This window comes from Pseudomonas sp. S37 (assembly GCF_016658545.1).
Classification (GTDB): domain Bacteria; phylum Pseudomonadota; class Gammaproteobacteria; order Pseudomonadales; family Pseudomonadaceae; genus Aquipseudomonas.
Genome location: NZ_JACVZC010000017.1, coordinates 64,046 through 71,971 on the forward strand (window position 1 = coordinate 64,046; position 7,926 = coordinate 71,971).

Consider the following 7,926-nt stretch of genomic DNA (forward strand, 5'->3'; position numbering starts at 1 on the left):
TTGTCCGGATCTTGATTATGCTCAAGACCGTTCGGGACTTCATGCGCGACCACTTCGATGATGCCCGTTAAGGGCTAGTCAGGTGGTAGGGCTGCCCTGGTTCCCGGGGCAGCTTTTAGACTGTCCCCCGCCTGTTTCCTGTACTGACCAGCTAACGCGACCGGTGTAGGAGCGGCCTTGCCGGGGCGCCGGACCGGTTGGATGGGCTGCAAAGCAGCCCCGGCTATCTCAAGCCTTCTGCTGGCAGTACCGACCTCTTCGCGGGTAAACCCGCTCCCACAGTGACCGCGCCAACTTCTAGAAACTGAGCAAGGCAGAATCCCCCACAAGCGTTCAGCGCAAGACTGCGGCTCAGCCGCGGCGGTCCGCCACCACGCCAATCAGCACCACCACCACCAGCAGCACCGGCGCCAGTGCGTAGTTGTTGAACTGGCTCAGCCCCTTCACCACCCACGGGGTGGCATAGATCAGCGCTGCACCGCTGCCAACCATCACCATCACCGCCATGAACGGCACACGCAGGGCGCCCGCCAGGCTGCCCAGGCGTTGCTCGGCCCAGGCTTTGACATCGGTGCCGAACAGCACCAGCAGGCAGCCTACCAAGGCCAGTGAAATCTCCGACAGGTTGCTGCGGCTCCAGCGGGAAACCGTCGCGAGCAGATCAAGTACCAGATCCATGGGTCATCCTTAGGTCAAGAAATACTGCAGCAGGTCATTGAGGAACAACTGGCCCCTTGGCGTGGCCACCAGTCGATCCGGTTCGACCTGCAAAAGGCCCTTTTGTTCGGCAGCGCGGCGTGCTTCGCGCAGCTGCTCCAGCGGCAGCCCGGTGCGCTGGGTGAACAGCTCGGTTTCCACGCCATCGGTCAGGCGCAGGGCGTTCATCAGAAATTCGAACGGCAGCTCGTCGACCGGCAGCAGCTTCTCGCCTGCCTTGTACGGCTTGGCCAGGTTCAGGTAGTCCTTGGGCAGGCGGGTCTTCCAGGTGCGCAGTATGCGCCCGTCGGCGAAGGTCAGCTTGCCGTGGGCACCGGCACCAATGCCGATGAAGTCGCCAAAACGCCAGTAGTTGAGGTTGTGCTGCGCGGCACGGCCTGCCTGGGCGTAGGCAGAAACCTCGTACTGGCGGAAACCGTGTTCGGCCATCAGTGCCTGGCCGGCTTCCTGGATGTCCCAGAGGATGTCGTCCTCGGGCAGTTCTGGCGGCTGGTTCCAGAATACCGTGTTCGGTTCCACGGTCAGCTGGTACCAGGACAGATGCGTCGGCCCCAGGTCGATGGCCTGGCGCAGGTCGCCCAGTGCGTCGTCCAGCGACTGATCGGGCAGGCCGTGCATCAGGTCCATGTTGAAGTTGTCGAAGCCGGCCGCACGCGCCATGCCGGCGGCACGGACCGCTTCATCACCATTGTGGATGCGCCCCAGCGCCTGCAGCTTGGCCGGCTGGAAGCTCTGCACGCCAATGGACAGGCGGTTGATGCCGGTCTGCCGGTAGGCCTTGAACTTGTCCTGCTCGAAGGTGCCCGGGTTGGCTTCCAGGGTGATTTCGATGTCTGGCGCGAACGGGATGCGCTGCTCCACGCCACGCAGCAAACGGCCCAGGGCGTCTGCGCTGAACAGGCTTGGCGTGCCGCCACCGAAGAAGATCGAGCTGATCGGCCGGCCTTGCACGGCGGCCATTTCCTGGTCGAGGTCAGTCAGCAGCGCAGCGACGTAGGCGTCTTCCGGCAGCTCAGGGCCTGCGGCGTGGGAGTTGAAGTCGCAGTAAGGGCATTTGCGTACGCACCACGGGATGTGGATGTACAGCGCCAGCGGCGGCAGGCTGGTAAAGCCCGCCGCGCCGGGGGTAGACAGCGTTGCGATCATGCCAGGCCCAGACGTTGGCACAGCAGGGCCATGGCGCGGGCGCGGTGGCTGAGCTGGTTCTTGTCCACCGGCGCCAGGTCGGCGCTGGAGCAGTTGGTCTCCGGTACCCAGAACAGCGGGTCGTAGCCAAAGCCGTGTTCGCCACTGGCCTGGAACATGATGCGCCCGTGCCACAGGCCTTCGCACAGGATCGGCAGCGGGTCGTCGGCATGGCGCACCAGTGCCAGCACACAAACGAACTGTGCGCCGCGCTCGGCTTCAGGTACGTCTTTCAAGGCGTCGAGCAGCTTGGCGTTGTTCGCCGCGTCACCCTTGCCGTCGGCATAACGTGCCGAATAGATGCCCGGCGCACCACCAAGGAAGTCCACCGCCAGGCCGGAATCGTCGGCCAGGGCCGGCAGGCCGGAAATACGGGCGGCGTTGCGTGCCTTGAGGATGGCGTTCTCGACGAACGACAGGCCGGTTTCTTCCGGCTCGACCTGGCTGAACTCGCCGATCGAGCGCAGTTGCACCGACTGGCCGAGCATGGCCTGGAGTTCCTTGAGTTTGCCGGCGTTATGGCTGGCCAATACGAGTTGCTGGAAATTCATAAGTCGCCTGGGAACACTTCCTGGTTGAAACTGAGGGAGTTGCTGATGCCGCCGGTTTCGATATTCAGGTCGAAGGTGACGGTTTCTGGCTGGTCGATCTTGAACTGGGCGATGTAGTACACCGCGCCCTGTTCGGTTATCTGCTTGAACGACAGCGGGCTGCTGCGCCCGGTCAGGTCCTTGACCGAGCCGCTGACCAGCGCTGTGGTGGGCTTGTTGGCCTTGAGTACGGCAATGTTCAGCACGCCCTGGTTCTTGCTGCGCACCAGGCCCGTGGCTGCAGCCACCTCGGGGGTAAGCATGCTCGAAGTGAAGGCGCTGTAGTGCACCGTCACGTCGCCAAATACTTCCTTGCGCTCGGGGCGGGCGGCATCGGCAGCCAGTACCGGCAGGGCCAGGCACAGGCTGATCAGGAACAGGGCTAGGCGACGCATGGGGCGATTCCTCCGCTGGGCGTCAGACCGCGAGCTGGTGCTCTTGCAGGCCCGGGCTGCTGACGCGATAGATGCCGATCTCACCTAGAAGATTAGGCCAAAGCCGGCCGGCCCACCCGTTGCGGTGCATGTTGTCGACGGCCAGGCGGTCGAGCACCTTAGCCCGGCGCTCGTGCACCAGTTCTTCGAAATCTGCGAAGGTGCAGAAGTGGATGTTCGGCGTGTTGTACCAGGTATACGGCATGAAGTCCGATACCGGCATGCGGCCTTTGGTCGCCAGGTACCAGCGGCAGCGCCAGTGGCCGAAGTTGGGGAAGGTGATGATGCACTGGCGGCCCACGCGCAGCATCTCGTCGAGGATGCGGTCGGGGTACTCCACGGCCTGCAGGGCCTGGGTCATGATCACTACGTCGAAGCTGTTGCTGGCAAAGTTGCCCAGGCCTTTGTCCAGGTCCTGCTCGATGACGTTGACACCCTTGGCCACGCAGGCGGCGATGTTGTCGGCGTCGATCTCCAGGCCATAGCCGGTGACCTGCTTGCGGTCACGCAGCGAGGCCAGCAGTTCGCCGCTGCCGCAGCCCAGGTCGAGTACCCGGCTGCCGGCGGGGATCCAGTCGTGGATGATTTCCAGATCGGCTCTCATGCTGTCCTCAGATGGCAATGCGGTTCATGTAATTCGAGAAACCCTGCATGTAGCGAGGTGTGGGGATCAGGAAGGCGTCGTGGCCGTACGGCGAGTCGATCTCCAGGTAGCAGACGTTCTTGCGTGCAGCCATCAGGGCGTCGACGATCTCGCGCGAACGGGCCGGGGAGAAGCGCCAGTCGGTGGTGAACGACATGATGCAGTAATCCGCCTTGACGTGGGCCAGGGTGGCCGCCAGGTCGCCGCCCTGGGCCGCAGCCGGGTCGAAGTAGTCCAGCGCCTTGGTCATCAGCAGGTAGGTATTGGCGTCGAAACGGCCGGAAAACTCCTCGCCCTGGTAGCGCAGGTAGCTTTCGACCTGGAACTCGACGCTGTGGAAGTCGTAGTTGAGCTTGTCGCTCTTCAGCTCGCGGCCGAATTTTTCACCCATCGAGTCATCGGACAGGTAGGTGATGTGGCCGACCATGCGCGCCAGCATCAGGCCGCGCTTGGGGATCACGCCCTGGTCCTGGAACGAACCGCCGTGGAATTCAGGGTCGGTGAGGATGGCCTGGCGCGCCACTTCGTTGAAGGCGATGTTCTGCGCCGACAGCTTGGGTGCCGAGGCGATGTCGACGCAGTGGCGCACGCGGTCGGGGTAGGTCATGGTCCATTGCAGCGCCTGCATGCCACCCAGGCTGCCGCCGACGATGGCCGCCCACTGCTGAATGCCCAGGCGGTCGGCCAGGCGTGCCTGGCTGTGCACCCAGTCTTCCACGGTCAGCACCGGAAAGTCGGCGCCATACGCTTTGCCGGTGGCCGGGTTGATGCTGCTGGGGCCGGTGCTGCCGTTGCAGCCGCCGAGGTTGTTCAGGCTGACCACGAAGAAACGATCGGTATCGATCGGCTTGCCGGGGCCGATGCAGCTGTCCCACCAACCCGGCTTGCGGTCGGTGGCGGCATGGAAGCCAGCGGCATGGTGGTGGCCGGACAGGGCATGGCAGATCAGCACGGCGTTGCTCGCGCTGGCATTCAGGGTGCCATAGGTTTCGTAGACCAGCTCGTAGCTGGCCAGCGAGCGGCCACAGGCCAAGGCCAGCGGTTCATCGAACCGGGCGGTTTGCGGTACTACCAGACCGACGGAATCTTCGGGAAAGACAGTGGACATCGACCCTGCTCACGCTTGACGGAGGCGTAAGTCTAAAGAGCGCTACCCCCAGCGGCAAGCAAAGGCTTGCGGCTGGGGGCAAGCAGGGGCCGGCGAGGCTCAGATCATCCGCCACAGCTCTTGTGGCATGCCGGCATAGGCGGCCAGTGGCGGCATGACGAACGACTGGATCACCTGGATCGCCAGGAAGGCGAAGATGGGTGAGATGTCCATGCCGCCCAGGTTGGGCACGATGCGGCGGAACGGTGCCAGCACCGGCTCGCTGATCTGGTAGGCCAGCTCGGCGGCCGGGTTGTGGCTGTTGGGCGCAACCCAGGAGACGATCACCATGACGATCATCGCCACCCAGAAGATCTTCAGGAACAGCGAGGTGATGCCGATGATCGCCCACATCAGCAGGTGCAGGACATCGCCGAAGGTGCCGTAGGTGACCATCAGCACAAAGCCCATCAGCAGCGCCTGGATCAGTACAGCCAGCAGCAGCGACGAGGTGTCCAGGCCGCCAATGCTGGGGATGATGCGGCGGATCGGCTTGAGCAGCGGCTGGGTGGCGCGCACCGCGAACTGGCACAGCGGGTTGTAGAAGTTGGCCTTGACCAGTTGCAGCACGAAGCGCAACAGGACGATCACCAGGTACAGGCTGACCAGGGTTTGCACCACGAAGATCGCGGCGCCGGACAATGCATTCATCTAAAGCTCCTTATTTGCCCAGTTGTTCGGCCAGCTCGGCGGAACGTGTGGCTGCGGCCTGCAGCGCCTGCTCGACGATGGCTTCGAAGCCGCTGGCCTGGAACGACTTGATGGCCGCCTCGGTGGTGCCGGCGGGCGAGGTGACCCGGCGGCGCAGTTCGGCGGCATCGACATCGCTGGCAACGGCCATGCGTGCAGCGCCCAGGGCGGTCTGCAAGGTCAGCTGGGAGGCGGTTTCGCGTGGCAGGCCGAGTTTTTCGCCAGCTGCGGTCATGGCCTCGATCAGCAGGAAGAAGTACGCCGGGCCGCTGCCGGACACGGCAGTCACCGCGTCCAGTTGCTGCTCCTGCTGCAGCCACAGGGCGGTGCCCACGGCCGACAGCAGTTGTTCGGCTTGCTGGCGCTGTTCCCCGGATACCTCGGCGGTAGCGTACAGGCCGCTTACGCCTTGGCGCAGCAGCGCCGGGGTGTTGGGCATGCAGCGCACCACCGGGCGGGCGCCTACCCAGCTTTGCAGGCTGGCGCAGGTAATGCCGGCGGCGATCGACACGATCAGCTGGCCATCGCGCAGGTGGGGTTGCAGGGCCTGGCACACGGCTTTCATGACTTGCGGCTTGACCGCCAGCACGATCACGTCGGCACCGTCGATGGCCTGGGCGTTGTGCTCGAAGGTTTCGATGCCGTGCTCGGCCTGGATGCGGCTGCGGGTCTCGGCGCCCGGGTCGCTGGCGCGGATCTGCGAGGCGTCCAGGCCCTGGGCACGCAGACCACCGATCAGGCTGGCGGCCATGTTGCCGGCGCCGATGAAGGCAATACGAGTGTTGCTCATGTCAGGTCCTTGTGGGAAAGAGTGAGTAAAGCATGCGATCAGTTATGGCCGCCGTTGTGTGAGCCGCGAGCGCCGAACAGGGCGGTACCGATACGCACCCACGTCGCACCCTGTGCAATCGCCGCTTCCAGGTCGTGGCTCATGCCCATGGACAGCGTGTCCAGGCCAAGGCCCAGGCCCTCCTGCAAGGTACGCAAGCTGGCGAAAGCTGCCTCTTGGGCCGCGCGGTCGTCGGTCGGCTCAGGTATGGCCATCAGCCCGCGCAGGCGCAGGTTGGGCAGGGCGGCTACCGCCTTGGCCAGGGCCGGCAGGTCGGCGGGTGCGCAGCCGGACTTGCTGTCTTCGCCACTGACGTTCACCTGCAGGCAGATATTCAGCGGCGCCAGCCCGGCGGGGCGCTGCTCGGACAGACGTTGGGCGATTTTCAGGCGGTCCACGGAATGTACCCAGTCGAAATGCTCGGCGATGGCTTTGGTCTTGTTCGACTGAATGGGGCCGATGAAGTGCCAGATCAAGGGCAAGTCGCCGAGTTCCTGCTGCTTTGTCAGCGCTTCCTGTAGGTAGTTTTCCCCGAAATCGCACACACCAGCGGCGTGGACCTCGCGGATGGCGGCGGCTGGCTTGGTTTTGCTCACGGCCAGCAGCTGAACGCTGGCCGGCTCGCGCCCGGCGGCCTGGGCAGCACTGGCGATACGGGCGGAAATCGCGGAAAGGTTGTCTGCTAGGGTGGACATGGACGGATGCCGGCAGCTATTGGGTTTGCGGCATTCTACCTACTTGAAGGCCTTTGGGGAGTCTCATGGATGTGACCGACCTGTTGGCCCGGGCCGTGGAGGCGGGGGCTTCGGACCTGCACCTGGCGGCGGGCCAGATACCGATGTTGCGCCTGGATGGCGAGTTGCAGCGCATGGATTTGCCGCCCTTTGGGGCCGATGCCTTGAGCGAGGCCATGGCTGGCGTGCTGGATGACCAGCAGCGTGGGCAGTGGGCACAGGGTGATGAGCTGGACCTGGCCATGGAGTTGCCAGCGCTTGGGCGCTTTCGCTTGAACCTGTTCCGCCAGTTGAACGGCCCTGCCGTCACGTTTCGCCTGATCCCGGGGCGCATCGCCACGCTGGATGAACTGGACCTGGTGGATGTGTTTCAAGCTGTTGCGCCGTGTCGTGACGGCCTGATCCTGGTGGGCGGGCCGACCGGCAGCGGCAAGTCCAGCACACTGGCGACACTGCTCGACCAGCTCAACCGCGAGCGGGCGCTGCACAATTACCCTGGAAGATCCTGTCGAAGTTATCCACAGCAGCCAGCGCAGCCTGGTCAACCAGCGGGAGGTTGGCCGCCATAGCGCCGGTTTTGCCGAGGGGCTGCGTAGCGCGCTGCGGCAGGACCCGGATGTGATCATGATTGGTGAGTTGCGCGACCTTGAAACCATTCGCCTGGCCTTGCGCGCGGCAGAGACTGGGCACCTGGTGCTGGCGACCGTGCATACGCGCTCGGCGGCGGGCAGCATTGACAGGTTGGTGGAGGGGTTTGCTGCCGAGGAAAAATCGCTGGTGCGGGCGATGCTGGCCGAGTCGTTGCGGTTGGTAATGGCGCAGGTGCTGGTCAGGCGAGTGGGCGGTGGCCGAGTGGCGGCGCGGGAAGTGCTGGTGGCGACGCCGGCGGTGCGCAACCTGGTACGGGAGGGGCGGATGGCGCAGTTGTGTTCGGTGATGCAGGCGGGTGGTGGGGAC

At 64.5% G+C, this 7,926-nt stretch carries 9 protein-coding genes and 1 pseudogene; 1 reads left to right on the plus strand and 9 read right to left on the minus strand.

Translation table 11 applies throughout. From position 1 onward, the window contains the following. Nucleotides 1-351: 351 nt before the first annotated feature. The 9 genes from IAE39_RS08885 to IAE39_RS08925 all read right to left on the minus strand — a co-directional run bounded on the left by IAE39_RS08885 (nt 352) and on the right by IAE39_RS08925 (nt 6,930). The gene (locus tag IAE39_RS08885) at nt 352-678 is read right to left on the minus strand and encodes a DUF3392 family protein (RefSeq protein ID WP_201201351.1); all 327 of its coding nucleotides are present in this window, start codon (nt 676-678) and stop codon (nt 352-354) included. Between the two features lie 9 nt (nt 679-687). Beyond that, nucleotides 688-1,863 carry a radical SAM family heme chaperone HemW gene (gene hemW / locus IAE39_RS08890; protein ID WP_201201358.1) on the minus strand — a complete coding sequence of 392 codons (1,176 nt, stop codon included), beginning with the start codon at nt 1,861-1,863 and terminating at the stop codon, nt 688-690. Beyond that, the gene (gene rdgB, locus IAE39_RS08895) at nt 1,860-2,453 is read right to left on the minus strand and encodes an RdgB/HAM1 family non-canonical purine NTP pyrophosphatase (RefSeq protein WP_201201361.1); all 594 of its coding nucleotides are present in this window, start codon (nt 2,451-2,453) and stop codon (nt 1,860-1,862) included. The genes hemW and rdgB overlap by 4 nt, the downstream gene beginning before the upstream one ends. After that, nucleotides 2,450-2,887, minus strand: a complete 438-nt coding sequence (locus IAE39_RS08900; RefSeq protein ID WP_201201362.1) for a DUF4426 domain-containing protein — start codon at nt 2,885-2,887, stop codon at nt 2,450-2,452. The genes rdgB and IAE39_RS08900 overlap by 4 nt, the downstream gene beginning before the upstream one ends. Before the next feature lie 22 nt (nt 2,888-2,909). After that, a complete protein-coding gene (gene metW / locus IAE39_RS08905; RefSeq protein WP_201201364.1) occupies nt 2,910-3,530 on the minus strand; it encodes a methionine biosynthesis protein MetW in 621 nt (206 codons plus the stop codon). Nucleotides 3,531-3,537: 7 nt separating this feature from the next. Next, nucleotides 3,538-4,677 carry a homoserine O-succinyltransferase MetX gene (gene metX / locus IAE39_RS08910; protein WP_201201365.1) on the minus strand — a complete coding sequence of 380 codons (1,140 nt, stop codon included), beginning with the start codon at nt 4,675-4,677 and terminating at the stop codon, nt 3,538-3,540. A gap of 99 nt (nt 4,678-4,776) precedes the next feature. Continuing rightward, complete coding sequence (locus IAE39_RS08915) at nt 4,777-5,367, minus strand: YggT family protein (protein WP_201201366.1); 591 nt, start codon at nt 5,365-5,367, stop codon at nt 4,777-4,779. A 10-nt stretch (nt 5,368-5,377) separates the two neighbouring features. Continuing rightward, nucleotides 5,378-6,196 carry a pyrroline-5-carboxylate reductase gene (proC, locus tag IAE39_RS08920; RefSeq protein ID WP_201201367.1) on the minus strand — a complete coding sequence of 273 codons (819 nt, stop codon included), beginning with the start codon at nt 6,194-6,196 and terminating at the stop codon, nt 5,378-5,380. Between the two features lie 38 nt (nt 6,197-6,234). Next, nucleotides 6,235-6,930, minus strand: coding sequence for a YggS family pyridoxal phosphate-dependent enzyme (locus IAE39_RS08925; RefSeq protein ID WP_201201369.1), 696 nt, complete (start codon nt 6,928-6,930; stop codon nt 6,235-6,237). Nucleotides 6,931-6,995: 65 nt separating this feature from the next. Here IAE39_RS08925 and IAE39_RS08930 point away from each other — a divergent pair. Beyond that, nucleotides 6,996-7,926 (plus strand): annotated as a pseudogene (locus IAE39_RS08930) (type IV pilus twitching motility protein PilT); the annotation flags it as partial.